Annotated in this window: 36 protein-coding genes, 1 tRNA gene and 1 pseudogene; 22 read left to right on the top strand and 16 right to left on the bottom strand. The window is 61.9% G+C overall.

All coding sequences use genetic code 11. The features are described 5' to 3' along the window. Position 1: 1 nt before the first annotated feature. The 6 genes from IPF36_RS05725 to IPF36_RS05700 all read right to left on the bottom strand — a co-directional run bounded on the left by IPF36_RS05725 (position 2) and on the right by IPF36_RS05700 (position 2,488). Positions 2–418, bottom strand: coding sequence for a recombinase (locus tag IPF36_RS05725; protein ID WP_195427536.1), 417 nt, complete (start codon positions 416–418; stop codon positions 2–4). A 1-nt stretch (position 419) separates the two neighbouring features. Beyond that, a complete protein-coding gene (locus tag IPF36_RS05720; protein ID WP_195427535.1) occupies positions 420–635 on the bottom strand; it encodes a hypothetical protein in 216 nt (71 codons plus the stop codon). Beyond that, positions 628–810, bottom strand: a complete 183-nt coding sequence (locus IPF36_RS05715; protein WP_195427534.1) for a hypothetical protein — start codon at positions 808–810, stop codon at positions 628–630. The genes IPF36_RS05720 and IPF36_RS05715 overlap by 8 nt, the downstream gene beginning before the upstream one ends. A gap of 126 nt (positions 811–936) precedes the next feature. Continuing rightward, the gene (locus IPF36_RS05710) at positions 937–1,488 is read right to left on the bottom strand and encodes a hypothetical protein (RefSeq protein WP_195427533.1); all 552 of its coding nucleotides are present in this window, start codon (positions 1,486–1,488) and stop codon (positions 937–939) included. 44 nt (positions 1,489–1,532) lie between these two features. Continuing rightward, positions 1,533–2,039, bottom strand: coding sequence for a hypothetical protein (locus IPF36_RS05705; protein ID WP_195427532.1), 507 nt, complete (start codon positions 2,037–2,039; stop codon positions 1,533–1,535). Then, complete coding sequence (locus tag IPF36_RS05700) at positions 2,039–2,488, bottom strand: hypothetical protein (RefSeq protein WP_195427531.1); 450 nt, start codon at positions 2,486–2,488, stop codon at positions 2,039–2,041. Before IPF36_RS05700 ends, IPF36_RS05705 begins: the two co-directional genes overlap by 1 nt. A gap of 44 nt (positions 2,489–2,532) precedes the next feature. On the opposite strand from IPF36_RS05700, the gene IPF36_RS05695 reads away from it, so the two are divergent. After that, positions 2,533–2,790, top strand: a complete 258-nt coding sequence (locus IPF36_RS05695; protein WP_195427530.1) for a hypothetical protein — start codon at positions 2,533–2,535, stop codon at positions 2,788–2,790. A gap of 29 nt (positions 2,791–2,819) precedes the next feature. Here IPF36_RS05695 and IPF36_RS05690 read toward each other — a convergent pair whose 3' ends face one another. The 8 genes from IPF36_RS05690 to IPF36_RS05655 form a co-directional block, all read right to left on the bottom strand. Next, on the bottom strand, positions 2,820–3,059 hold the full coding sequence (locus IPF36_RS05690) for a hypothetical protein (protein ID WP_195427529.1): 240 nt from the start codon (positions 3,057–3,059) through the stop codon (positions 2,820–2,822). Further along, on the bottom strand, positions 3,056–4,111 hold the full coding sequence (locus IPF36_RS05685; protein WP_195427528.1) for a DUF1376 domain-containing protein: 1,056 nt from the start codon (positions 4,109–4,111) through the stop codon (positions 3,056–3,058). Before IPF36_RS05685 ends, IPF36_RS05690 begins: the two co-directional genes overlap by 4 nt. Next, complete coding sequence (locus IPF36_RS05680; RefSeq protein WP_255519693.1) at positions 4,108–4,551, bottom strand: nuclease domain-containing protein; 444 nt, start codon at positions 4,549–4,551, stop codon at positions 4,108–4,110. Before IPF36_RS05680 ends, IPF36_RS05685 begins: the two co-directional genes overlap by 4 nt. Further along, on the bottom strand, positions 4,545–6,107 hold the full coding sequence (locus IPF36_RS05675; protein WP_368671118.1) for a DNA cytosine methyltransferase: 1,563 nt from the start codon (positions 6,105–6,107) through the stop codon (positions 4,545–4,547). The genes IPF36_RS05680 and IPF36_RS05675 overlap by 7 nt, the downstream gene beginning before the upstream one ends. A 144-nt stretch (positions 6,108–6,251) precedes the next feature. Then, positions 6,252–7,202, bottom strand: a complete 951-nt coding sequence (locus IPF36_RS05670) for a phosphoadenosine phosphosulfate reductase family protein (protein WP_195427527.1) — start codon at positions 7,200–7,202, stop codon at positions 6,252–6,254. A gap of 14 nt (positions 7,203–7,216) precedes the next feature. Next, entirely contained in the window at positions 7,217–7,552 is a 336-nt protein-coding gene (locus IPF36_RS05665) for a hypothetical protein (RefSeq protein ID WP_195427526.1), read from the bottom strand. A gap of 62 nt (positions 7,553–7,614) precedes the next feature. Continuing rightward, a complete protein-coding gene (locus tag IPF36_RS05660) occupies positions 7,615–7,980 on the bottom strand; it encodes a hypothetical protein (protein ID WP_195427525.1) in 366 nt (121 codons plus the stop codon). 108 nt (positions 7,981–8,088) lie between these two features. Continuing rightward, positions 8,089–8,403 carry a helix-turn-helix domain-containing protein gene (locus tag IPF36_RS05655; RefSeq protein WP_195427524.1) on the bottom strand — a complete coding sequence of 105 codons (315 nt, stop codon included), beginning with the start codon at positions 8,401–8,403 and terminating at the stop codon, positions 8,089–8,091. Positions 8,404–8,478: 75 nt separating this feature from the next. Between IPF36_RS05655 and IPF36_RS05650 the strand changes: the two genes are divergently transcribed. The 17 genes and pseudogenes from IPF36_RS05650 to IPF36_RS34535 all read left to right on the top strand — a co-directional run bounded on the left by IPF36_RS05650 (position 8,479) and on the right by IPF36_RS34535 (position 18,029). Beyond that, positions 8,479–9,279 carry a S24 family peptidase gene (locus IPF36_RS05650; protein WP_195427523.1) on the top strand — a complete coding sequence of 267 codons (801 nt, stop codon included), beginning with the start codon at positions 8,479–8,481 and terminating at the stop codon, positions 9,277–9,279. 106 nt (positions 9,280–9,385) lie between these two features. Further along, positions 9,386–9,844, top strand: coding sequence for a hypothetical protein (locus IPF36_RS05645; protein ID WP_195427522.1), 459 nt, complete (start codon positions 9,386–9,388; stop codon positions 9,842–9,844). Next, on the top strand, positions 9,841–10,623 hold the full coding sequence (locus tag IPF36_RS05640; protein WP_195427521.1) for a DUF1828 domain-containing protein: 783 nt from the start codon (positions 9,841–9,843) through the stop codon (positions 10,621–10,623). The genes IPF36_RS05645 and IPF36_RS05640 overlap by 4 nt, the downstream gene beginning before the upstream one ends. A gap of 293 nt (positions 10,624–10,916) precedes the next feature. After that, positions 10,917–11,123: a hypothetical protein gene (locus IPF36_RS05635; RefSeq protein WP_195427520.1), complete on the top strand. Its 207-nt coding sequence runs from the start codon at positions 10,917–10,919 to the stop codon at positions 11,121–11,123. An 8-nt stretch (positions 11,124–11,131) separates the two neighbouring features. Beyond that, a complete protein-coding gene (locus IPF36_RS05630; protein ID WP_195427519.1) occupies positions 11,132–11,578 on the top strand; it encodes a hypothetical protein in 447 nt (148 codons plus the stop codon). After that, positions 11,575–11,853 carry a hypothetical protein gene (locus IPF36_RS05625; protein WP_195427518.1) on the top strand — a complete coding sequence of 93 codons (279 nt, stop codon included), beginning with the start codon at positions 11,575–11,577 and terminating at the stop codon, positions 11,851–11,853. The genes IPF36_RS05630 and IPF36_RS05625 overlap by 4 nt, the downstream gene beginning before the upstream one ends. Continuing rightward, positions 11,850–12,086 (top strand): hypothetical protein, encoded by a 237-nt coding sequence (locus IPF36_RS05620; RefSeq protein WP_195427517.1) that lies wholly within the window; start codon positions 11,850–11,852, stop codon positions 12,084–12,086. Before IPF36_RS05625 ends, IPF36_RS05620 begins: the two co-directional genes overlap by 4 nt. 118 nt (positions 12,087–12,204) lie before the next feature. Continuing rightward, positions 12,205–12,432, top strand: a complete 228-nt coding sequence (locus IPF36_RS05615) for a hypothetical protein (RefSeq protein ID WP_195427712.1) — start codon at positions 12,205–12,207, stop codon at positions 12,430–12,432. Between the two features lie 152 nt (positions 12,433–12,584). After that, on the top strand, positions 12,585–13,727 hold the full coding sequence (locus IPF36_RS05610; RefSeq protein ID WP_195427516.1) for a hypothetical protein: 1,143 nt from the start codon (positions 12,585–12,587) through the stop codon (positions 13,725–13,727). Further along, the gene (locus IPF36_RS05605; RefSeq protein WP_195427515.1) at positions 13,724–14,380 is read left to right on the top strand and encodes an ERF family protein; all 657 of its coding nucleotides are present in this window, start codon (positions 13,724–13,726) and stop codon (positions 14,378–14,380) included. The genes IPF36_RS05610 and IPF36_RS05605 overlap by 4 nt, the downstream gene beginning before the upstream one ends. Beyond that, positions 14,377–14,580, top strand: coding sequence for a hypothetical protein (locus IPF36_RS05600; RefSeq protein ID WP_195427514.1), 204 nt, complete (start codon positions 14,377–14,379; stop codon positions 14,578–14,580). Before IPF36_RS05605 ends, IPF36_RS05600 begins: the two co-directional genes overlap by 4 nt. Next, positions 14,577–15,212: a YqaJ viral recombinase family protein gene (locus IPF36_RS05595; RefSeq protein WP_195427513.1), complete on the top strand. Its 636-nt coding sequence runs from the start codon at positions 14,577–14,579 to the stop codon at positions 15,210–15,212. Before IPF36_RS05600 ends, IPF36_RS05595 begins: the two co-directional genes overlap by 4 nt. An 18-nt stretch (positions 15,213–15,230) precedes the next feature. Continuing rightward, a pseudogene (locus tag IPF36_RS05590) lies at positions 15,231–16,118 on the top strand (recombination-associated protein RdgC); the annotation flags it as partial. Beyond that, the gene (locus IPF36_RS34545; protein WP_368671123.1) at positions 16,095–16,379 is read left to right on the top strand and encodes a DNA translocase FtsK; all 285 of its coding nucleotides are present in this window, start codon (positions 16,095–16,097) and stop codon (positions 16,377–16,379) included. The pseudogene IPF36_RS05590 and the gene IPF36_RS34545, both read left to right, overlap by 24 nt. Beyond that, entirely contained in the window at positions 16,376–17,062 is a 687-nt protein-coding gene (locus IPF36_RS05585) for a hypothetical protein (RefSeq protein WP_195427511.1), read from the top strand. Before IPF36_RS34545 ends, IPF36_RS05585 begins: the two co-directional genes overlap by 4 nt. Beyond that, positions 17,059–17,193, top strand: coding sequence for a hypothetical protein (locus tag IPF36_RS34540; RefSeq protein ID WP_255519692.1), 135 nt, complete (start codon positions 17,059–17,061; stop codon positions 17,191–17,193). Before IPF36_RS05585 ends, IPF36_RS34540 begins: the two co-directional genes overlap by 4 nt. After that, positions 17,190–18,029, top strand: a complete 840-nt coding sequence (locus tag IPF36_RS34535; RefSeq protein WP_255519691.1) for a hypothetical protein — start codon at positions 17,190–17,192, stop codon at positions 18,027–18,029. The genes IPF36_RS34540 and IPF36_RS34535 overlap by 4 nt, the downstream gene beginning before the upstream one ends. Positions 18,030–18,040: 11 nt before the next feature. Here IPF36_RS34535 and IPF36_RS05575 read toward each other — a convergent pair whose 3' ends face one another. Beyond that, entirely contained in the window at positions 18,041–18,229 is a 189-nt protein-coding gene (locus IPF36_RS05575) for a hypothetical protein (protein ID WP_195427510.1), read from the bottom strand. An 82-nt stretch (positions 18,230–18,311) separates the two neighbouring features. Between IPF36_RS05575 and IPF36_RS05570 the strand changes: the two genes are divergently transcribed. The 4 genes from IPF36_RS05570 to IPF36_RS05555 all read left to right on the top strand — a co-directional run bounded on the left by IPF36_RS05570 (position 18,312) and on the right by IPF36_RS05555 (position 20,962). Further along, positions 18,312–18,692, top strand: coding sequence for a hypothetical protein (locus IPF36_RS05570; RefSeq protein ID WP_195427509.1), 381 nt, complete (start codon positions 18,312–18,314; stop codon positions 18,690–18,692). A gap of 121 nt (positions 18,693–18,813) precedes the next feature. Beyond that, complete coding sequence (locus IPF36_RS05565) at positions 18,814–19,041, top strand: DUF4224 domain-containing protein (protein WP_195427508.1); 228 nt, start codon at positions 18,814–18,816, stop codon at positions 19,039–19,041. Next, positions 19,007–20,224, top strand: a complete 1,218-nt coding sequence (locus IPF36_RS05560; RefSeq protein ID WP_195427507.1) for a hypothetical protein — start codon at positions 19,007–19,009, stop codon at positions 20,222–20,224. The genes IPF36_RS05565 and IPF36_RS05560 overlap by 35 nt, the downstream gene beginning before the upstream one ends. Before the next feature lie 51 nt (positions 20,225–20,275). Then, positions 20,276–20,962, top strand: coding sequence for an Abi-alpha family protein (locus tag IPF36_RS05555; RefSeq protein ID WP_195427506.1), 687 nt, complete (start codon positions 20,276–20,278; stop codon positions 20,960–20,962). 117 nt (positions 20,963–21,079) lie between these two features. Here the strand turns inward: IPF36_RS05555 and IPF36_RS05550 are convergent. Beyond that, positions 21,080–21,155: transfer RNA gene (locus IPF36_RS05550), tRNA-His, on the bottom strand. Between the last annotated feature and the right edge of the window lie 4 nt (positions 21,156–21,159).

The raw sequence follows: 21,159 nt of genomic DNA, 5'->3' as shown, positions 1-21,159 counted from the left end.
GTCAGTCAAAGACAACCCCGTAGGTGGAGGCAGCGTGCGCCTCGACCTGCCTTATGTACTCAGCCATGGCGCCGACGGTGATCTCACCGCGGGCGACCGATGGCTCAACCAGCACTATTCGGCCGTCCTGCAGGCGAAGCTCCTTCGGCGGCAGGAACATCTCCTTCATGGCCTTGTGCCACGTCGCCTTGGTGAAGCGGCAACCAGCGACCACCACCTGCTCGGCGATCGGCTCGATCACCGCCTTCCAATAGAACTTGACCTGCTCTTCGGTGCGGTCTGCGCCGTCGTTCACCAGGATCACGCGCAGCGGCCGGCCGTCGCTGGCCATGGTCGGGGCAGCGGCCTTGACCATGGCCACCACCTCCTGCCAGTCGGAACGGCCCCGCAGGGTGAACTCCCGGTAGACCTCTGCCATGTCAGAACGGCATGCCGACGGCGAAATCGGTGCGCGTCATGTTGTCGACCTTGCGCGCGGTCTCGGCGCCCAGAACGATGAACTCCTGCCCCGGATGCTCGCGCGCCAGGCGTTCCGCCTCCGTCACGGCGGACCCATAGCCCGAGTGGCGGTACTTGGGCGGGGCCATCCCGGTGGGCGACCAGACTATCCAGAACTTTTCTGCAATGTCAGGCATTCTTGTCTCCTCCCTGTTTGGCACGGGCCTCGGTCAGCGTGCACGTCTTCGCCACGGCGCACGCTATCTGCTGGCAGCGCATCCGGCTGATTCCGTAAGCGGCGGCCGCGACCGCCAAGGATTTGCCATCAATGACCAGCATGTGGTGGATGGCGCGGTTTCGGTCTGTTTTCATCTCTGCTGCAGGTAGACATCGATCGGACCGAGTTCGAGTACTGCGCGACCGCGAGGCGCACGCCAGTACCCGAAGCCCCAGCAGAGCGGGTTGAACCCGCGGAACTTGATGCGCACGGTGAATCCTTCAGCGCCGCGGGCTGTAACTACCAGACCGGGATGTATAGGTCGGCGTCGACGGGCGCGGCACCGGTGCTGGCGCTGCCTTGACCTGGCTGAATCCGGTCCCATAGGTCACCTTCGGCGTTGGCGCGGGCGGCGAGCCGTAGGCGAATGGCTTTGCGGCAGGCGGTGTGACCTGTACGGTCTTGGGCGGCTCGGCGGCAGCCACAGGCGCAGGGGCCGGCGCGGCAGGCTGGGCAGCTGGTGCCGGCGTGGGCGCTGCTCGCTCTCGCACGTAGTACCGGCGCTCGATGATGTAGGTCGACGGGGCGGCGGCAGGCCCTGGCGCGGCGTTGCGATTGCCGGACGAGCCAAGCATGTAGCCGAGCGCGCCACCAAGCAGCATGTCCTTCATGCCGCTGTCGGCTGCGGGCTGGTTGTTCACGATGACCGGCTGGCCAGGCGCGGCAGCAACGGCCGGCGCCGTCTGCGCGGTTTGTGGCGGGGGAGGCGGTGCTGATTGGTCGCTGCAAGCGACTGCCACCGAGGCGAACAACATTACGAAGAGGCGTTTCATCTCATTTCTCCTATTGAGGCGCCGGGCTGGCGCCGAACCCGTGGTCAGGCGACCTGCCGCACTTCAGCCAGGTCGGGCACCGGCAGCCGCGCGTGTCCGTCGTATTCCGCCACCACGGCGCGCGTAGCCGCGTCGACCTCGCCGATCTTGCAAAGCTGGATTTGCTCGAACCAGAGATCCAGCGCTAGGCGGATGTCGCGCAGTGCATCACCGTCGAAACCCATTCGGCCGGTGCGCTCGAAGCGTTCGCTGGCCCGGATCATCCCGTCATTGGCGGCGATCAGTGCCGGCATGATTTCCTCGCCCGTTCCTTCATGCGCCAGCGTGTGGGCGTGCCGCAGTGCGCTGACGATCGTGTTCCACTCGCGCGCTGCGCCGGTGCCTCGCGTGACGCTATCCAGTGATGTGAGCACGGCGAGCCGGAAGCGGTCCGCCTCTTCCTCGTGCACTGGCAGGCCTTCCACGTACAGGCGCTGCGTTGCGTGCAGCTGGTCGAGCAGCGTTGGGCGCGGCCGGTAGGCCTTGTTGCGCTTCTTCTTGGTCGTGGCCATCAGAATTCTTCCCTTTTCCAGCCCCCGCCCTGCTTGGCGGACAGCTTTGTTGCCTTCACCATGCGGAAGTACGGCAGCACCTCCGCGCACAACTTGATCTTCATTTGCCCGTGCGACGTCACGAAGCCGCCCTTCGTTTCGTGGATAGCCAGCCGCATGTCGTCGTGCAGAACCAGAAAATCCACCTCATAGAAGGTGTTGTCAGCCAGCCGGACGCGCATCGGGTGAAACTTCCAGTCGATGACCAGACCCTGGCGCTTCTCTTCCTCGAGCAGAGCCGAGTAGGCGCGCTCGGTCTTGTTCATGACATCCTTGGGCATGCGGCCCAGCGCGTGGAATCGCGCCATCGGATCAACCTTCCGCGCGGCAGCCTTTGCCGGTTCCGGCCGGGGCTGGCGCTCCTGGTGAGCGGCCAGCTGCTCGGGGGTCCATCGGAGGATCTTGCTCATGCCGCCACCCATGCTAGGATCGGGAAATTGCAGAAGGAGACGCTATGGAAAGCAGCTTTCAAATCATCGAACCGAAGGCGGTAACCCTCGGTGATTTTTTGTCGTTCACCATCATTGATGGCGACAAGCGGATCCCTGGCAGAATCTCCCGAACCGCTTTGGCTGTACTCGATTCGACCCGCACAGGGGATGATCTGGCGGTCTTTGCTGTAAATGAGGAGCGAATCCGTGAGGCGGCCTACAAGATGCGGCGCGTCAATCCACACCTTGATCTCATTGCGCTCGGAACCCTGAACTTCTGATGTGCGGGTCAAGGCAGTAGGGATCGGCCTCATACCCCTCTCCCCTTGATCCACTCGCGGCGCTGGGCCGCCTGCTCTTCCGCTACGGCCTTGTGCTTGTCGCAGGCCGGCGTCTCTCCGCTCATCCAGCGCAGCGCCAGCGTCTCCAGCAAGCACCGCCCCATCCCCACGCGAGCATGCGCGATGTCGCTGGCTCGCAGGTGCGCCTGTCCCTCTCCGCTGCGAGGCTTCAGGGTGAAGTGCTCGCAGGTAATGCAGGTGGTCGTCATACTTCGTCCTCGGCTGGGTAGAAGAACGCCATCAGGCGGGCGTGCATGGCCTCGTCACGCTCGTACTCGCGCAGTAACTGCTGACGCCACGGGCCTTCGCCGGCGCGCTTGAATACGCGGGCTTTGAACGACATGAATAGTTCGCCCTCAGACTCTTTCCAGACGGTGCCCATCTCCTTGCCCTTGGCCTTGATTCCTTCGGTGCCCGTCCACCATTCGACCGACACCGGCGTGGGGGCGCCCGCCTCGGTCAGCTTGCCAGCAGCAGCCGCGGCGGCTTTGGCCGCCTGCTCGCGCGCCGAGCGGATAATCCCCAGCACGTAGCCTGCATTCGGCTTGTCGCCCGGCTTCTTCATCGAGAACACCTCGACGGCCTCGGCGATCTCTGCGTCCGACACGGCTAGGCGGACCATTTCTGTCACGTCGGCGTGATTGCTGGTCACCGCCATGCCATAGGTCTTGCGCAGCAGGATGGCCAGTTGCACGTGCCGTGGGTTCTCTTCGCCCGTCGTTGCGTTCAGCAGGTGTGATGTGGCGTGAGCTGCTTCGCCCGCGTTACTGCTGAGGTTCACATCACCACCAACCTCTGAAGTAGGAGGTGATGGTGAAGATGAAGGGCACTGCTCAGGCACAGCCCCTTGCACTGCTCCGGGTTGTGCTTGGAGCATGCTTGGAGCACTGCCTGAAGCAGCAGCCAAGGACTCCTTTTCCCACCTTGCCTTCGCTGCTATGGATGCCTTATTGACAGCTGCATCCTTGCGCGTCTGGCATGCTTGTAGCTCCTGATCGATGCGCTTCTGGTGCAGCGCGCCGTCCACTTCCTTGAAGAATCGCAGCAGAGCCGGCCGGGATTTCTTCCAAGCCGCGGGCGTCAGACGCGTGATCTGCGCCAGTGTCGCGTCATTGTTGGGCGGGGGCCCATTGCGCCAGTAGTCCATGAGCAACAGGAGATAGGCACCATGCTGCTCGGTGGTCAGACGGGTGGTGTCTGCGAGGTAGTCGCCGATGTAGAGCGGCATCCAGACATCCGCCTTCTCTTTCTTCTTGCTCAAGACTCCCCCTCCCGCGCGAGCTTGGCGGTCCGCGCGGGCACCCAGCGAGCGTATGCGTCGTCCCAGTAGTCGCGGCGCTGTTCCTTCGTCAGCCAGTTGCCCTGGTCGATGGCGTGGTGGCACCAGCCGCAGCCCGGGACGGTCTTCTCGTCGTCCGCCTTGATGCCCATGCCCTTGCCGTGGGCCTGTTGGTTCGAGTGGCAATCCACGACCGTATCCTTGTCGTGCGACGGCGCGCCGGGGATCAGCAGGTAGCAGGGCTCACCTCGGCAGGCCAACGCAAACCGGCGTTCAGCCATCGGCCGGCGCTTCTTCCCCTTCTTCTTGAAGGGGCTGGGAACCAAGCCGGCGGTCTGCCTCGACCAGGTGGTGGAGCGCAGCGTGGTGCGGCGCTGCAACGATCCGCCTCGCCTCATCGGATTTTTGCTGCGTGTCAGCATGCGGAGCTCCGTATGGCGAAACTAATGCGCAGACCAATCCAAGCCATGACCGGCACAGCCATACTGTTGCCCAACGCCTTGTAGCGCGGCCCGTCGGCTGCGGGCTTGTTGCGCACCGGCACCAGGGTGTAATCGTCCGGGAAGCCCTGCAGGCGCTCGCACTCGCGCGGCGTCAGGCGGCGCACCTGAAGGGCGGTAAGCAGCGCAGGCGCTGGACTGTTCGCATCCAGGCATGGCGTGCGCTCTTCAAAGAGCTTCCCAGCATTGTTGCTTTTCGTGTTATGCAGCTTGGTCGTGTAGGCAAGCGCGGGGGGGTGCGCGCCCGCCGCAAGCGGATGGCAAGGATCGCCCGCCTGCGGGTTACTGCGATTGGCTGCGCTGGTAATCTGGGTGGTGTCGAAGGCGACGGCCAGCTGACCTCCAGCATTGGCATGCGATCCGCTGTGCCCCATGGCGCGCATGGTAGGAGCGACACCGTACTGGGCGTCGTTGCCATAATCCTTGCATGAGAAGGCGACGGCCTGAACTTCGGCACGCGCCTCCAGCGTGTATGCAATGCTCTCCTGAACACCGACGCCATCCGGGCCGCTGGCCGGGTTGGTTCGCAGCGCGCCGGCTTGGATTGCCACCGGCACAATGGGATTACCCCTGCCCGTCCCGTCCTCGCTCGCGTCGGCACCCTCAGCCTTGAGTGCATGGGTGACGTCGCCGGTCACGCACTGAGTGATCAGCAGCCCGGCTTCGGCGTCCTGCTGCGTTGCGCTGCCTGCGGCTTTTCCGGATGCCTGAAGCGTGCCCGCGACAAGCCCTCCGTCTAGATCGAAGTCGGTGCCGAGTCCGCCACCGCCTTTAGTGCGTGCGCTAAGGGTTGGGGCAACGTTTTTCCGCGACTCTCGGCACGGCGCAGAATCCCGGCGCACGCCGTCCCACTCAAAAAGTACCTGGGTGGGATCGAATCCGTCTCGAGCACTTGCGACAACGAACACACGGCGGCGGCGTTGGGCCAGTCCGAAGTATTGGGCGCCCAGGGTCCGCCATGCGACTGCTCGCTGGGGTCCAAACACACAACCAGCGTTCGTCCAGCGCTTCCCTGCTGGCTGAAGCTCGACATCCTCCCCGGCAAGGCCAGCCAGAAAGCACCCGAACGCATTGGTCTTGTCGCTGAGGACGCCCGGGACGTTTTCCCAGACGATGACGACGGGGGGCTTTCCGTCTCGTTGTCGAACAAAGTCGATTGCATCTGCAAGCTCCATATAGCGTAGGGTCAGTTGGCCGCGCTCATCGTTGAGGCCTGCGCGCATGCCGGCGACGCTGTAGGCCTGGCACGGCGTGCCGCCTACTAGGACGTCGGGTGCCTCGATCTCGCCGGCCAGCACCATGCGCGCCAGCTTGGTCATATCGCCGAGGTTCGGTACGGTCGGGTAGTGGTGCGCCAGCACGGTGGACGGGAACAGCTCGATCTCGGCGAGCCACGCAGCGCGCCAGCCCAGCGGGTGCCATGCCACGCTCGCGGCCTCGATACCGGAACACACGGATCCAAAGCGGAGGGGAATCACGCGGCCTCCTTTGACCTGCGCTCGCGCGGCACGGACAGCCAGGCGCCCGTCATGAAGTCCATCCAGGCGACGCAGCCCATGAAGACGAAGATGTGGCCGAAGATCATGCTGCAACGCCCTGGCGCTTGGATTCAACGTTGTTTGTCACTCGCATAGTCCATACGCCGAAGAACATGCCGTCGGCTCCTCCAGTTGATCGAGAAGGCTGAATTGGCGTCCGCCGCGAGTGGTTTTGGCCCATTCAACTTTCTGCCAAATGCCGCCCCGCTCGCGTGCAGTGTCGTTGTCGCCGGGTGCTGGAAAGAAAGTCGCGTTGGCGCGCTTGCTCACTGCTGAGACGATGTCCTCCCATTCCGCAATGCGCTCGATGTGATGCCGGTCGCGTTTCGCCCAGGCACCGATTTCCTGTTTCCCGGAATTTATGCAAAGGCATCCAACGCGATCGCGACCTTGCAAGTAGAGAGGGTTGGGCTTGACGTTGTAGAGGCGATGCGCCTCGAACACGTCCTGCCACCCCCAGCGAAGAATGGGACGGTAGTTATATAGGCCTCCGCCTACCTCATCGAAAGCGACAACGCACGCACCCGAACCTTGGAACTTGGTGCGCCGCGCCTCGCTTTCCTCGATCCGGACGCCTTGCCACGACCAAACAATGTTCCCGTAATCGATCACGCTCATCTGGTACTCGGTGATCGGCGCCACCTTCAGTTCATGAGTGCAGAACTGCGCCATACGGCTCGGGAATCTGGCTTTGATGATGCAGAGGTCGAGGAAGGGGATTCCCGTCGGGCCGCGCTCAAATACCTCCAGAGCACGAACTATGACCTCGTCCGGCACGCCCTTGGTCGGCCACACGTCACGCACGTAATCGCGGCGCGGCCACCAAATATCCGAGAAATCGCGGCGGACCCAGTCGATTGCGATACCAAGGGCGCTTTCTAGGTAGTGCAAGTACTCGTAGGTCACCTCGTGCTCGTTCCCAGTGTCAGCGAACACAAAGCGGCAGGCGTCCTTGCCGTGCTGTTCGAGTGCGAGAATGGCTGTCGCCGTGCTGTCCTTTCCTCCGGACATGGAGACGACATGGACAAGGCTCATGCGGCTGCCCCTCGTTACAGCGCTGCGGCAGTGGCCGCGGCAGTGTTCGAGGGTTCGGCAGCCAGCTTCAGCAGTTCCTGCGGCTTGCCCGTGAAGAGATCCTTGACGCTACCGCAGACGACCAGGCGATTGGCGTCGAGCAGCTCGCGCACGCGGCCACAGACACTAGACAGCTTCATGTTCGTGCGACGCGAGATCTCCTCTCGTGTCAGCTTCACGCCCTCACCCTCGAAGGCATTGACGACCATCTGCTGGCTCGCGCAAAGATCCTTGACCGTCAAGGAGTGGTACGAGTCGAACTGCGTGCCCGAGACACGGTGGCCCGAGCGGGTGCTGTAAATCTGATCCATGTTTCTCCCCGGCTTTCCGGTAAATGAAAGTGGTACGCGGCGCCTCTATCGGCGCGCTACGGTCAGGCAGCTTTCAGCGCCTCAATTTGCGATTCCAGCTCGCGGATGCGGCGCTGCTCGGCCGTCTCACGCATGGATACGAAACCGCAGACGCTGTCTTCGTACTGGCGAATGGCCCAGTTGCCGCAGAGAGCCTGGAAGCGGATGCGGAAGTCGAACGGCAAGTACTTCTTCCCGCTCAGGATGTTGGAGAGGTGAGACTTGGGCATGCCCAGGATCGCCGCGGCGTCCGAGATCGAATAGCGAACGCGACGTTTCGCCCAGCAGAGGACGGTTGCATCCGCCTCGTGGCGCAGACGTGCGATCAGAAGTTCAGCAACCATCTCCGGCTCTCCGACAACTTCGAAAAACGGCATTTCTCGTTGCATCGTTCGCTCCCCCACACAAGTTCCACTTGTTCTCCGTGGCGTTCCACGTACCGATTGGCGTCAAATAAAGGCGTCACTTCGGACGCCTCTATGAACATCGAACCGCGCTTACTTCGTGCCCTTCCGCTTCCTGCTCGACGTGCCGACCGGCGGCTGGGTGTCGTCGGTCGCTCTGATTGCGTCAGCATCGGAAGCGAGTTCGGGCCAGATCAGATGCCAGTCATTCGGACGCAGATCTTTTCGCGTGACCGCACCCTTGGTTGCCATCTCGATCGCAACGCAGCGCTCAATCGCAACCGGGCGCGTGCCGCTAGCCCATTGCTGTACAGTGGGAGGCTTGACGCCGACCTGACGAGCGAGTGCAGCTTTCCCGCCTGCGATCTCGCTGGCCCGCTGGATTGCGGATGTGGTTTCTGTGCTCATTAGGCAGATTATATGGTATTGCCTAATTTATGCAAGGCATTGCCGTATCTCGCTCAAAGTGAGTCAAATTAGGCAATGCTTACTGGTGAAAAATTGGGCGCTGCCATCGAGCAGGCCAGGCAAAGGAAAGGCGTCTCAAAGAAGGCGCTTGCGGATGCCATGGGCGTCAAGCCGGCATCCGTTCAGGACTGGGTGAAGTACGGCCGTATCGCAAAAGAGCGCATCAACGACCTTGTCGCGTACTTTTCTGACGTTGTCGGGCCGGACCACTGGGGCCTCGACTTCGCCCCTGTCAATCCAAAATCTGATACAGATCAGATAGAAACATTACTTAACGAGAAGTCTGTAACAGCCACTTACAATCCCGCGTCAACGGCTGCCAAGGCGCTCCATGGTGTCTACGTGCGGCCGATTGTTACCTACGAGAGCCTCGATGAACTCCCAAAGGAGTCGACGGTTCTCGTAACGAGGATCGATGTGGAATTGTCGGCAGGGAATGGGAAGGAAGCTTGGCACATTGAGGAGAAGGAGCCGCTGCCGTTTCAGGCCGACTACATCCGACGCCTCGATGCCAAGCCGAAGCATCTGGTCGCAGTCAAGGTCCACGGCGACAGTATGGAGCCGCGGCTATTCGATGACGACACAGTGATCGTCGACCGCGCTGACACGCGCGTCCCTGCAAACGGCGGAGTGTTCGCACTGGTCTATGCCGGGGAACTGTTGGTGAAGCGGCTGTTCCGGCTTCCAGATGGCGGATTGAAGGTGATTAGCGACAACCAAAGCCGCTATGAGCCCGTCACGGTCCAATCGGACCAGGTGGACCACATCAGCGTCATCGGCCGCGTCAAGTACCGTTCCGGGATGGGCGATTTCTGACAGGCATTTGCCACAAGCTGGCGACCGCTCATTAGCAAGTTGAGGTTGGCTGAGGGATTCCCCCCGTCATAGCTGGACAAAGAACAATAAGTTGAGGTGACCGGCATTGATAGACGACCTGCCGACCAATGAAGCGATCGCACTCCTTGCTCAAATCAAGAATGGAGATCCCGGTGATGGCTGGGACGTGAGCAAAGACTTGCCGTCCGTGTTTAACTGCGCGTTCGGGGTTACGGACGACAGGGGAATGCGCATCCAGGGCGTGGTGGCCGACCTCCTTATCAAGTTCGGGCAGAAGCCGCCTTCCACCCACTACATTTTCACAATCTACAAGACGGAAGTGCGGCGTCGGCGGCGTGCGTACCAACTCGAAATCCTTCAAAACGGGCGACGCAACCGGACTGAGCATGATCTACCGCACGAGCATATCGGCCAGGATCGAAGTAAGGGCTTTCCTGAGTGGCTCAATCTGACCTACGATGAGGCCTTGGGAATGTTCTGCACAAAAGCCAATCTGACCTTACAGACGGCTTTAGGGGATCCTGCGGGGATCGATTTACGATGAGCGCGCTACATACATGCGAAAATTTGTGCGCCAACCTTGGCTTTTCCTGCGAGTCCATTGACTACGCTGGCGGATCGGTGCTTGCCTTGGATACACCGTTCCGGTTCGCCGACGGAAACGCGTTCACGGTCTACTCCGAGGTGATCGGCGTAAAGGTGAGGTTCTTCGACAGCTCGGAGACCCTCTTTCACGCCATGGCACTGGGCATCAGATCGTTTAGCGCCAAAGGCTACCAAGCTATCAAAGGGTTGGTTTCGAAATATGGCGCTGAAGTATCAACGTCGGGCGAAATCGAACTATTTTGCGATGCAAACGACACCGCCGCGGGATTCGCGCGGTACATCAGTTCGTTGTTGGCAATCGCGGAGTGGGAAGAGCAAAATGCCGGCCTCGACCTAGCACCATCGCGGTCCAGCCAACTTGTCGAAGAGGCGCAGCTCTATCTAACTGCACTAGCACCAACCACCCCAGCGGTGGTTGGCACGGATCGGTTTAGAGGCATCTCAGGACGAGACTACCTCTTCAACCTGAAACAAGGCGACGCCCACATCGACGTAATCAAAGCCCACCCCAACGCTGCCGCAACGGAGCTACACAAGCTGGTTGATATTCGGGGTAAGCCGATCTCATCGGAGATTGAGATCATCGTTGTGATTGACGACCGTGGCCATACGAAAAGAGGAGCAGAGGAAGTCGCAGTTCTGGGCCAATTTGCCGGCACCTGGACCATGACCAAGCTCATGGACGCCGCGCTACCAGCCTCGAGCTCGCGAAACTGACGCGTAAGCCCTTTCCTCTCAGCCCACCATTCGGTGGGCTTTTTTTACGCCTGCACCGCCTCGCCGGCCGCCATGGCCCCGCCCTTTATGTGCTGGCGCAAGAAGAGGAAAGGGACCAACGGTTGTTTGGGCGCAACATTCACGCCCCGCGATCGCTCATGCTCGCAGGACGCCTCAAGTTAGGCAACGCCTCACATAAAAATATGGCATTGCCTCTTGACGCTAAATATGGCATTGCCTAATATTCCTCCATCGACGCACCACCCGGTGCGCGTCACCAGATGGAGAGCGACATGGTTTCAGCGGTCAGAGAGCGCCACCAACCCAAAGGCTCGGGCGGCGTCCATATCCTCCGCGGCAAGGACCTGAAAGCCGTTGAGCAGCGGGCCCGCGCCATCGTCAGCGCTATTGATGCAATGCGCAGCCCTTCGATGGGCTTGCCGCGCACTGACGCCACCACCGGCGACCACATCGTTGAAGTACGGTACTACGGGGTGTGAGGCGCGCCATGGCAAAACAACTCTCCTACGTAGAGATCATGGCCATGCCGCTGCACCTGCAGGCAATGGCTTCGGAAGATCGACGTCACCGTGCTCGCCAGCAGGAAATCAAGCAGATGGCTGCATCGGTCGCGCTACTAGAAGCCGAGCACGCCAAGATCAAGGCGGCGGGGCACACCATCTTTGGGGACAACATCTCCCCGGTATTCGGAAAGCGGCAGGCGGTCCGTATCAACACCTACCTATCTTCCGCCGAGGTTTCCCTTGTCAAGGCGCTCCTGATCGCCGGCTTCAAGATCGTCGACCGCAGCACGGGAGTGCTCCGCACTGTCCATCTCAAGAAAGGGCGACTGAATATCCAGGTGCTCATGTCGGAAGAAACCTTGGATCGGGCCGAAAAGGCTTTCGCGGCAGGGGTCGGCGCTTCAAATGCCACCACGGGAGCGCCGGAATGACCACCGTTACTGTTTTCCATCACGGCGCCGAGCTGCAGGTTTCCGGTACCTACCGCCGCGGCTACGACGCCACGCTCGAGCAGCCCGGCGAAAACGAATGCTTCGAGGTCGATTGCATCACCGACAGCGGTATCGATGTAACGCACCTGCACGACCTGGAGGAAGTCTCCGGCCTGGCGCTGGAAACGCACCTGGACAACGAGGCGGCTGAAGCCTGCGAGGCAGCTGACCTCCAGCGCGAGGAACGTTGCTTCGCTTTTGGGGTGACCGTATGACGCGCGACCAGGCGGTCGCACGTCAGGCCGCACACGAGAACCTGCACCGGGAACTGTTGCATGAGCTCCAACTTGCGCACCGGTTCATTCAGAACGCACTGCAAATCATGACGCCCAAGCAGAAGTCGGAGTGGGCGGCCAGGAACATCCTAAGCGGCAATGACAGCGATGGCACGACGCGTTTTCACGAGCGTGATGCCGTCATCACCAAAGCAACTGAGAGCACCACATGAGCCCCAAAGCCCTCCGCGAGATTCAGGCTCGCAACCGCGCCATCGCCTACTACGTGCTGGGTCTGTTCGCGGTAATCGCAGCAGCGCACGAAATCGCTTTCTACATCGGAGGCTGACCATGATTACCAAGAACACCGATCTCCGCCACGTCGTCACCGGCGTGAAGCTCTCCCGCATCGAGCGCATGGAAGCACAGCTGCGTCACATGGTTGCATCGAACCACGCCCAGCGCCAGCAACGCAAGGCTGAGAACGCACGACGCGGCCTCTCCCCGCGCGTCGCAATCGGCAGCGCGCACGTGCCGCCCGCAGTTGCCCGCGCCTTTGCCTACATCAAGGTCGCCTGACCGCCCGCCCATTCAAAGAGGAATCCATGGGAGCACCCGAAATCGAAGTTCTGGATCCGGCTCTGGCCGAACCAGTAGTCGCCGTTGCGCTCTATGACGTCATCGAGGCAGGCCTCGCCGAACTGCGCGAAGCCGGTGCCGAGGCCTTCGACGTGAAGACGCCGGCCGGCAACAAGACCGCCCGCGAGTTCGTGCAGCGTTGCGTGGCGACCCGCACTGCAACGGATGAGGCCTACACGAACTGGAATCGCCCGATTCTGGAAACGCAGAAACGGGTACGCGACAAGCGCGACGAGATTCTCACATCAGTGAAGGCGATCGAGCAGCCGGTCAAAGATCAGATTGACGCCGAGCAGAAGCGCAAGGACGAGGAGCGTATCGCCAAAGCCCGCGCCGAGAGCGCGCGGATCAGCGCGCACCAAGCATGCCTGAACGCGATCGCCACGCTGCCGCGCAACTATCTGAGCGCGCCGTCCGCCGACGTTGAGGCAGCGATCCGCGACCTAGAGTCGCCGGAATACCTCCGCCAGCGCGACTGGGAGGAATACGCAGACCAGGCCAATGAAGCCGTCGTTGCTGCACTGGTCACCCTGCTCGGCCATCTGGAAAACGCCAGGGCGCGCGAGGAACTGGCCGTCATGAAGGCACAGCAGGAAGCCGAAGCCGCCGCGCGCCGCGCCAAGGAAGCCAAGGCCGAAGCCGAGCGCAAGCGCGTGGCCCGCATCAAGGAACGCATCCACGCGATCGAGCTTTCCCCGTCGACCTGTGTCGGCCTGGGCGTAAAGCAGATCAAACAGCGCATCGATTCGCTGGCTGCCGAAGCCGCTGATGACTTCGCCGAGTTCCAGTCGGAAGCTGGCGCCGCGATCGAAGCCGCGCTCGGCAACCTGAACACCATGCTGGAAGCCGCGCGCGACGCAGAGGAACTGGCTCAACTCCGCGCCGACAAGGCCCGCCGCGAGCAGGCAGAGAAGGATGCCGCTGCCCGTAAGGTGCGCGAAGAGCGGGAAGCCAAGGAAGCTGCGGAGCGCGCTGAGCGCGAGGCCGAAGAACGCCGGCAGGCAGAAGCCCGCGCCGCCGAGAAGAAGCGCCTGCGCGATGAAGCCGAGGCCCGTCGCCGCGAGCAGGAAGCCGCAGAGGCTGCCGCCCGCCGCGTGCGCGAGCAGGCCGAGGCACTGCTGGCCCTGCTGATCGAGGCTCGCCCGCACGTCGTGGCATCGACCGATCCTGTGCGCGGTGGCCTGATCGAAGAAATCGATGCCGCCATCGCCGCAGGTACCGGAGCCGAGCAATGAACGCACCGGAGAACATGGCAAACCTGCCGCCCGTCGACATCAACCTGATCTCCGGCCCGGCACCGGAAAGCCTGGGGCAACTGTTCGAGGCGCTGGCCACCGCGCAGGGTGAGTTCATGCCCATCGCGAAGAACCGTACTGCCCACGTAATACCGGAAGACCCTCGCAAGGCGCCTTATAGCTTCGAATACGCCGACATGCATGAGATCCGGGACAAGACCACCCCTGCCCTGTCGAAGCACTCGCTGGCACTGATACAGATCGTCACGGACAAGCCCGAAGGCGGCACGCACATCCGCACGATCATCGCCCACGAATCTGCCGCTCGCATTGAGTCGTCGCTGAGCCTCGTTCGTGGCGATGCCGACATCAAGAGCTTCGGAGCGTCGATCACGATCCTGCGCCGCTACATCGTGACCGCCATGCTGAACGTCGCAGGTGAATCCGATCTGGACAATAGCAGCGACCCGAATGCAGGCGCCGGCCTGACACCGGTGCAGCCCGAGATGCACACCGGCATGCGCGACGCCAAGACCATCGGCGAACTTAGCAAGGTCATGAGCAGCCTGCGGAAGGAAGAGCGCGCCAAGTACAACGACTACTACACCCAGCGCACGCAGGAACTGCGCGCAACTGCGGAGGAGCCGGCGTGAGCAAGAAGAAGATGACTCCGGCCCAGGCTTGCGCCTATCTGGCGGACCCTGACAACTTCTGGCCCGACGATGAGTGCTGCTATGTGTGCGGGGAGTTGTACGACTCCCTGAGTGTTGAGTGCGACGGCCATGTTTTCTGCCGCGAGAAATGCTGCAACGACTATATCCGCATCGCACGCATTGCCAAGGAGGCAGCGTGAGAATCGTCACCTGCGCCCAAGGCACGCGCGAGTGGCACGCTGCGCGCGTCGGCGTGACCACCGCTAGCATGTTCCGCATTGCCCGGTCGCGGAAGCTGAACGGCCAGCGCACCGAAGCTTCGCTGGACTATGCCTTTCGGCTGGCTGTCGAGATTCTGAGCGGCGAGGCCCTGGATGACACCTTCGAAACGTGGGCCATGCGCCGCGGCCACGAGCTCGAGCCAGACGCCCGTATCGCGCACCAAGCCGATATAGGCGTCTACGTTCAGCCGGTCGGCATGGTGCTGTCGGATGACGGCCGTTTCGGGGCCAGCGCCGATGGCTGGATCCACAGCGACGGCGGCGCCGAATACAAGTGCCTGATCGCGCCGGGCGAACTGCGCACGACGCTCATCGGCCACGACCTGGCCAAGTACGCGGACCAGGTGCAGGGAAACCTGTGGTTGTCCGGTCGTGCCTGGTGGGACTTCTGTATCTACTGCCCGCCCATGAAGGCAGCCACCGGCAAGGACTTCTTTCGCTGGCGCATCTCGCGGGACGAGGAATACATCGAAGCCATGGTTACCGATCTCCTCGAGTTCGACAGCCTGGTGCAAGAAAACGTGGCCGAGCTGCGCAAGCTGGCCGCCTGACCGACACGGAGACCGAATATGTGGTTTCGCAATCTCACCCTCTACCGTCTTTCCGACTTCCGCCTGAGCGCTGAAGAACTGGCCGAGGCGTTGGCGAAGCACGCCTACAACCCGTGCACCGATCTGGAAATGTCCTCGCAAGGCTGGATCGCCCCGCGCGACGGCGGCGACCTGGTACACAGCGTCAACGGCCAGATCCTCATCACCTTGTGCATCGAGAAGAAGCTGCTGCCCGCCGCGGTGGTCAAGGAAGCCGCGCAAGCACGCGCCGCTGAAGTCGAAGAGCAGCAAGGCTTCAAACCCGGCCGCAAGCAACTGCGCGAGATCAAGGATGCCGTAACGGATGAACTGCTGCCGAAGGCGTTCAGCATCCGGACCAAGATTTCCGCATGGATCGACCCCGCCAATGGTTGGCTGGCAATCGATGCGTCCAGCAGCGCGAAGGCTGACATCCTCACCGGCTACCTGTTCAAGTCCGTCGACAAGCTGGAACTGGTAAGCCTGCGGGTCAAGCATGCCCCAGTGGCCGCCATGACGGAATGGCTTGCCACGGATTCGGCGCCGGCCGGCTTCACGATTGACCAAGACGCCGAACTGCGCGCCACTGGTGAAGGCCGTGCCACCGTTCGCTATGTGCAGCACACCCTCGAATCGGAAGACGTGAGCCGACACATCGCCGCCGGCAAGCGCTGCACCCACCTGGCCATGACGTGGAATGACCGCGTGTCCTTCGTGCTGACCGAGGGCCTCACGCTCAAGCGCGTTGCCGCGCTGGATGTCCTGAAGGAATCAGCCGGCCCTGCAGAACAGACCGCAGATGAGGCTTTTGACGGCGACTTCCTGCTGATGGCAGGCGAACTCGCCCGCCTGCTGTCGGGTCTCGTGTACGCGCTGGGCGGCGAGCAGGTACCCGAGGCGCCAGACGACCTGGTATCCGCCGCGGAGGATGCTGAATCGCCGGCCGCCGCTGACGTGGACCCCCTCTATCCCCAAGCCGTGGTGGTGGTCCAGAAGGCGAAGCGGGCCAGCATCTCTTTGGTTCAGCGTCACCTGCGCATTGGGTACAACCGCGCAGCGCGCTTGCTCGAGCAAATAGAGGGCAGCCACATCGTGTCGCCGATGGGCTCGGATGGATCTCGCAAGGTACTGGCGGGAGCCCCGGCATGACGACGAAGAGCTGGAAGGTTTGGACGCCCGAGGAGGATGCTCTGCTGCGCGAGCACTGGGCGGACAAGGAGCCAACTAAGCGGCTGGCCGCGCGATTCCCTGGCCGGACCGCGGCTGCCATTCTGAAGCACGGATACGTGGCCCTCGGCCTGGGACCGCGAGAATGCGGACGCGAGAGCTTCTCCCCGGTCTGGGAAGGCGTGAAGCAATTGCTTTCCGGCGGCAAGATGATGACGTCCAGGGAACTGGCCGAGGCGCTGAAAGTCACGCCGCACGCCGTGCAGGAATGCATGCGCGATCGCCACGGCACCGAGGTGCACGTCGGCGGCTATGCCAAGGTGGCGGCGCACTCTACGCGGGTCAATCGCTGGAAGCTGGGGCCCGGCCTAGATGCACCCCTGCCCCACCGCAAGACAAAGAACGAGGTCAATCGCGAGTACTCATGCCGCATGCGAAAAGACCCCGATTACTGCGAACGCCAGAACAAGCTAGCGCGCCTGCGCTACGCCAAAAAGAAGGGAAAGCTGGTCCGTGCTGATGCCACTTTCCAATGGCTGCAGCACGCGCCGCAGCATGACGCGCAGCCGCTCCAAGCAAAGAGCGGCCGCGACGACGCAGTGCCGCGCGCCGCAGCGTTCTTTCCGCAGGCCGGCCTGGGCTTGTTACGTGGCGCCACCCCATGACCTGCCAAACCGCACTCCTCATCGTGGCCACCGGCGGCGTAGTCTTCGCAGCCCTCGGCGTCTACGCGATGATCCTCCAGATGAATTGGATGAGCCGCCCCCTGAAAGAGAGCAAGGACAACGAGCAATGACCGAACAGAACACGCCCATCGAATCCCGAGCTCGCGACCACGTCATGGCCGAGATCGTCCACAACCTCACGCTCGCCATGCAGGCCGCCTGGATCGAATGGCAGCACGGCGGCGGCGCCGACCAAGCCATGCAATGGATCGAGAACTCCCTATGGGGCCCCGGTCTCATCCCAGATGAGGACGAGCCGCATGGCAAAGAGGCGCAGGCATATTTCGACGCCCACACGGACTCGATGCCGAGTTCCGATAGGCTCGACAAGCTCACTGCCGAGAACCCGGACGACGCGGCAATCGACCGCTTCGCCATCGAGCTGAAGAAGAAGCTGGCCAAGGCTCGCGACAAAGGCCGCGGCGGATGGCAGACCTGCCCTTCCGCCGATCTGTCCCGCATGCTGCGCGAGCACGTCGACAAGGGCGACCCACGCGACGTCGCGAACTTCTGCGCGTTCTTGTGGGCGCTCGGGCAACCGATCACTCCGGCCGCCCTCTGCTTCGAGCTATCACTCGTCTCACCGAATGGCGCCGTTGCCTCCGCGTCCGACCGGGCGGAGGAAGCTAGGCCGGCACTCCCACTACTCGTGCTTGAGGCGCTGCGCTTCTATGCAAGTGGAGGGCACTTTGCCCTGGCAGACGATACGGCCTGGGACACGGTATCCGGCGAGCCGCAGAATTTCTGGTGCGACGAAGCGGGCACAGCCACGGTAGAGGACGGGAGCATCGCCAAGGCCGTTCTGCAAGGCAAGGCTTTCGCCTTTGAAGAACCTGAACCGGCCATCGAAGGCGAGGTGTTCACTGCCGCTCCCGCCGCCATGAGCACCAGCAAGGACGGGGCCTGATGATTTACCGACTAATCGTCTTTCGTGATCGAGTCGAACTCTGCCTGGGTGATCTTGCCTTCGGCAAGCATCTCGGCCGCCTTGGAATCGAACTGCTTCAGGAATATCGCATTCTCGATTCGTTGAAGTTCCTTGCTGAGATCGTAGATGTCGGCGTCGGTTGCCACGCGGGCTTGCTCATTGAGAGATTTGCTGTTCATGGCATCTGTATCGGCACTGCGGGGTGCAACTTTAGCGAACGGCGTTCCGCTGCGCCCCAACATCGCGAGGGGGAAGCGAGCAATGGATGATCTCTACTACCTGCAGGACAGCCGCACCTACGTCGGCAACGGCGTGATGTGGTGGTGCCCCAACGGAGCCGGCTATACCACGGACGTACGCAAGGCCGCGGTCTACTCGAAAGAGGAAGCCGTGGCCAAGCACCAGGCCCGCGCCACCGACATCCCCTGGCCTAAGGCGTACATCGACGCCAAGACCCGACCGGCGGTCGACATGCAATACATCAACCGCAACGAGGCGCTGGCTGGTACCGGCATCGTGCTGCGCAAACCCGAGAAGCCCTGGCGCGAGGTCATCAACTGCGCCGGCTGCGGCAGATTCATGAATGAGCGGGTGCGCTATGCCGCCCCCTGCAAACACTGCCAGACGGACAACCGGCCCTGAGCGTTCGAACGGAACAGGCTGTGTCCTGTATCGTCGACTTACAAGTTATAGCCTGTAATGCAGAAGCAAGGACAACGAATCATCGAATTGACCCGCCGGGCCTGGCGGATTGGAGCACGGGGTGAGCGACTTCCTATCAACGGCGCAACTGGCCGACCTGGTCGGTTGCAAGCAGAACCAGCGTCACGAAATGGTCAAATGGCTAGACCGGGAGCGTTGGCGCTACGTCATGGACAAGAACGGCCTACCCAAGGTAGCCAGGGCGTACTACAACCGAAAACTCGGGATCGAAGAATCCAAGGGGCAAGCGAAGTATGACGACGCGCCGAACCTCGCAGCGTTTGCGTAAAGAAGCCACTGGCATTGATCGGCTGGTCAAGTACATCGGCGCGAAGAAGGTCTCGTTCTACTACAAGCACCCTGGCGGCAAGAGCGAGACCGTGGCTTCTGCCCCGCTTGGCGATCGAAAGGCGATCGCGGAGGCGGAACGCATTGCCAAGCGGAAAGCCCTGGACATTCAGGCCGGCCAGATCATCGCCGGGTCTGTGGCCGACCTGATTGATCGCTTCAGGACTGAGGTTGACCAAACGCATTATCGCGACCAGTCCAAGGCGGGCAAGGCGGTCAGAGACAGCGCATTCGAGAACCTGGCGAAGTTCTTCGGCAAGATGGCGCCGGCAGCTCTAAAGACCGTGCACGGCTATCAGTACCTCGATGCGCGGGCCAAGACCGGTGCGCCAATCAAGGCCAACAAGGAGTTGTCCCAGATGTCGACGATCTGCAACTATGGCGTCCGCTGGGGGCTGATGGAGGCAAACCCCTTCGTCGGAATGATGCTCAACAAGGCCGACAAGGACGTCCGCGTAGTCACGCGTAGCCAGGTGGTGCGCTTCTACCTGTGGGCATTGCGCCAAGGGCAGGCCTATCGGACCATGGGCTGCGCGGCGATGTTCACCTATCTGACCGGCTTCCGCGCCGCCGAGGTCCGCCCATTCCACCTGTCGGGGCTATCGGATGACGGCGTGCGCGTGGTCGGCGCCAAGCGCAAGAAGGGCGAGGCCGAAGTCATCAAGGTGCGTGATTGGTCCCCTCGCCTGCGCGCGGTTGTCGAGAGGGCAAAGCAGACCGCGGCCGAGACTTCAACGAAAAAGGTGGTCGTCAAGAGCCTATACCTGTTCCCGAACCGCAAAGGCCAGCCGTACAGCAAGAGCGGCTGGGGGTCAGTCTGGCAAGACGCCATGTGGGAGTGGATCTCGACGTTTGACGCCGAGGCAGCAAAGGCGCTGCGCGACGAGCGGGCGCAATCCGCCGCGAGGCGGAAGGACGGGAGCGCGGGCGCCTGGACATCCGGATATTCGATTGCCGAGCATAAGGCGTACTTCTCAATGCTCGACATCCGCCCGGCCGCGATCACGACCAAGCTCGAGCAGCGGTCGGCGGACGCCTACGACTTTGCCGCGCACGCCAACCCGTCTACCACACATCGTCACTACGACAGGCGCAAGGTCAAGCGAGCCTCAGCAACCGAGTGATGCCCGCGCGACCAAGTTAGACTGGTGACCCCCTACTGGAAGGAGCAAGGTGTGTCCGACATCGAAGAGAGCGCGAAGGCAGTACAGGAGGTTTCCAAGGTCGCCGGCAAAACGGTCGATGGTGTACGCGACCTGGCAAGCTTCATTGGGAAGTTCGTACCGACGGAGGAAGTTGCGGGAATTATCAGGGACAGATTCCAGTACTTCCGATATGTCGGCCAGATCAAGCTGATTCAGAAAGCGGAAGCCATGTGGCAGCAAGCCGGCATACTGACTCTCAAGCCCATCCCCCTCAAGCTGGCCATCCCCTATCTCGAAGCTGCCGCACTCGAGGATGATGATTCCCTTCAAGATAAGTGGGCAGCACTTTTGGTGAACGCCGCAAATCCAGCGAAGAGCGTTGACTTGAGTCGCAGCTACATCGCAATCCTTGAGGAAATCACGCCCTTCGAAGCTGCCCTGCTCGACAAGATTTATGGTTTCCCATTTGACAGCATCCAGCACAACGGCATCTGGACGGCCGAGCTACCTGACCGCGCTATCGCGGGCAACGAGAAAGAAGAAGAGCCTGCCCAGGTTAAAGACAAGAATCCGAGCGAGCTCGTTGTCTTGGGGCTCGCCAATCTGAAAAGGCTTGGCTGCATTCAGACGGCATCAACGTGGGGCGGGGGCGAGAACTTTAAGCGCATATTGCCAACGGTCCTCGGCAAGCACTTCGTTGCCGCATGCACGATGTAACGCTGGAAACGACAACGGCGCCAATCAGGCGCCGTGGGAAAATTCCCAACTCCGTGGGAAATTCCGCATCACGAAACGGTTGGGAAACCCGTAAGACCTTGATGCGAAAGAGAATTTTGGGGTGGCTGATGGGACTCGAACCCACGACGACAGGAATCACAATCCTGGACTCTACCAACTGAGCTACAGCCACCGTA

Origin of the sequence: Cupriavidus sp. IK-TO18, from assembly GCF_015549295.1 — a bacterium.
Classification (GTDB): Bacteria; Pseudomonadota; Gammaproteobacteria; order Burkholderiales; family Burkholderiaceae; genus Cupriavidus; species Cupriavidus oxalaticus_A.
This window is presented reverse-complemented; position numbering and strand designations above follow the sequence as displayed.

What these genes read in the sequence shown, in the direction of transcription:
- IPF36_RS05725 (WP_195427536.1), bottom strand. Translation starts at nt 418, where the DNA reads ATGGCAGAGGTCTACCGGGAGTTCACCCTGCGGGGCCGTTCCGACTGG.
- IPF36_RS05720 (WP_195427535.1), bottom strand. Translation starts at nt 635, where the DNA reads ATGCCTGACATTGCAGAAAAGTTCTGGATAGTCTGGTCGCCCACCGGG.
- IPF36_RS05715 (WP_195427534.1), bottom strand. Translation starts at nt 810, where the DNA reads ATGAAAACAGACCGAAACCGCGCCATCCACCACATGCTGGTCATTGAT.
- IPF36_RS05710 (WP_195427533.1), bottom strand. Translation starts at nt 1,488, where the DNA reads ATGAAACGCCTCTTCGTAATGTTGTTCGCCTCGGTGGCAGTCGCTTGC.
- IPF36_RS05705 (WP_195427532.1), bottom strand. Translation starts at nt 2,039, where the DNA reads ATGGCCACGACCAAGAAGAAGCGCAACAAGGCCTACCGGCCGCGCCCA.
- IPF36_RS05700 (WP_195427531.1), bottom strand. Translation starts at nt 2,488, where the DNA reads ATGAGCAAGATCCTCCGATGGACCCCCGAGCAGCTGGCCGCTCACCAG.
- IPF36_RS05695 (WP_195427530.1), top strand. Translation starts at nt 2,533, where the DNA reads ATGGAAAGCAGCTTTCAAATCATCGAACCGAAGGCGGTAACCCTCGGT.
- IPF36_RS05690 (WP_195427529.1), bottom strand. Translation starts at nt 3,059, where the DNA reads ATGACGACCACCTGCATTACCTGCGAGCACTTCACCCTGAAGCCTCGC.
- IPF36_RS05680 (WP_255519693.1), bottom strand. Translation starts at nt 4,551, where the DNA reads ATGCTGACACGCAGCAAAAATCCGATGAGGCGAGGCGGATCGTTGCAG.
- IPF36_RS05670 (WP_195427527.1), bottom strand. Translation starts at nt 7,202, where the DNA reads ATGAGCCTTGTCCATGTCGTCTCCATGTCCGGAGGAAAGGACAGCACG.
- IPF36_RS05665 (WP_195427526.1), bottom strand. Translation starts at nt 7,552, where the DNA reads ATGGATCAGATTTACAGCACCCGCTCGGGCCACCGTGTCTCGGGCACG.
- IPF36_RS05660 (WP_195427525.1), bottom strand. Translation starts at nt 7,980, where the DNA reads ATGCAACGAGAAATGCCGTTTTTCGAAGTTGTCGGAGAGCCGGAGATG.
- IPF36_RS05655 (WP_195427524.1), bottom strand. Translation starts at nt 8,403, where the DNA reads ATGAGCACAGAAACCACATCCGCAATCCAGCGGGCCAGCGAGATCGCA.
- IPF36_RS05650 (WP_195427523.1), top strand. Translation starts at nt 8,479, where the DNA reads ATGCTTACTGGTGAAAAATTGGGCGCTGCCATCGAGCAGGCCAGGCAA.
- IPF36_RS05640 (WP_195427521.1), top strand. Translation starts at nt 9,841, where the DNA reads ATGAGCGCGCTACATACATGCGAAAATTTGTGCGCCAACCTTGGCTTT.
- IPF36_RS05635 (WP_195427520.1), top strand. Translation starts at nt 10,917, where the DNA reads ATGGTTTCAGCGGTCAGAGAGCGCCACCAACCCAAAGGCTCGGGCGGC.
- IPF36_RS05630 (WP_195427519.1), top strand. Translation starts at nt 11,132, where the DNA reads ATGGCAAAACAACTCTCCTACGTAGAGATCATGGCCATGCCGCTGCAC.
- IPF36_RS05625 (WP_195427518.1), top strand. Translation starts at nt 11,575, where the DNA reads ATGACCACCGTTACTGTTTTCCATCACGGCGCCGAGCTGCAGGTTTCC.
- IPF36_RS05620 (WP_195427517.1), top strand. Translation starts at nt 11,850, where the DNA reads ATGACGCGCGACCAGGCGGTCGCACGTCAGGCCGCACACGAGAACCTG.
- IPF36_RS05615 (WP_195427712.1), top strand. Translation starts at nt 12,205, where the DNA reads ATGATTACCAAGAACACCGATCTCCGCCACGTCGTCACCGGCGTGAAG.
- IPF36_RS05605 (WP_195427515.1), top strand. Translation starts at nt 13,724, where the DNA reads ATGAACGCACCGGAGAACATGGCAAACCTGCCGCCCGTCGACATCAAC.
- IPF36_RS05585 (WP_195427511.1), top strand. Translation starts at nt 16,376, where the DNA reads ATGACGACGAAGAGCTGGAAGGTTTGGACGCCCGAGGAGGATGCTCTG.
- IPF36_RS34540 (WP_255519692.1), top strand. Translation starts at nt 17,059, where the DNA reads ATGACCTGCCAAACCGCACTCCTCATCGTGGCCACCGGCGGCGTAGTC.
- IPF36_RS34535 (WP_255519691.1), top strand. Translation starts at nt 17,190, where the DNA reads ATGACCGAACAGAACACGCCCATCGAATCCCGAGCTCGCGACCACGTC.
- IPF36_RS05575 (WP_195427510.1), bottom strand. Translation starts at nt 18,229, where the DNA reads ATGAACAGCAAATCTCTCAATGAGCAAGCCCGCGTGGCAACCGACGCC.
- IPF36_RS05570 (WP_195427509.1), top strand. Translation starts at nt 18,312, where the DNA reads ATGGATGATCTCTACTACCTGCAGGACAGCCGCACCTACGTCGGCAAC.
- IPF36_RS05560 (WP_195427507.1), top strand. Translation starts at nt 19,007, where the DNA reads ATGACGACGCGCCGAACCTCGCAGCGTTTGCGTAAAGAAGCCACTGGC.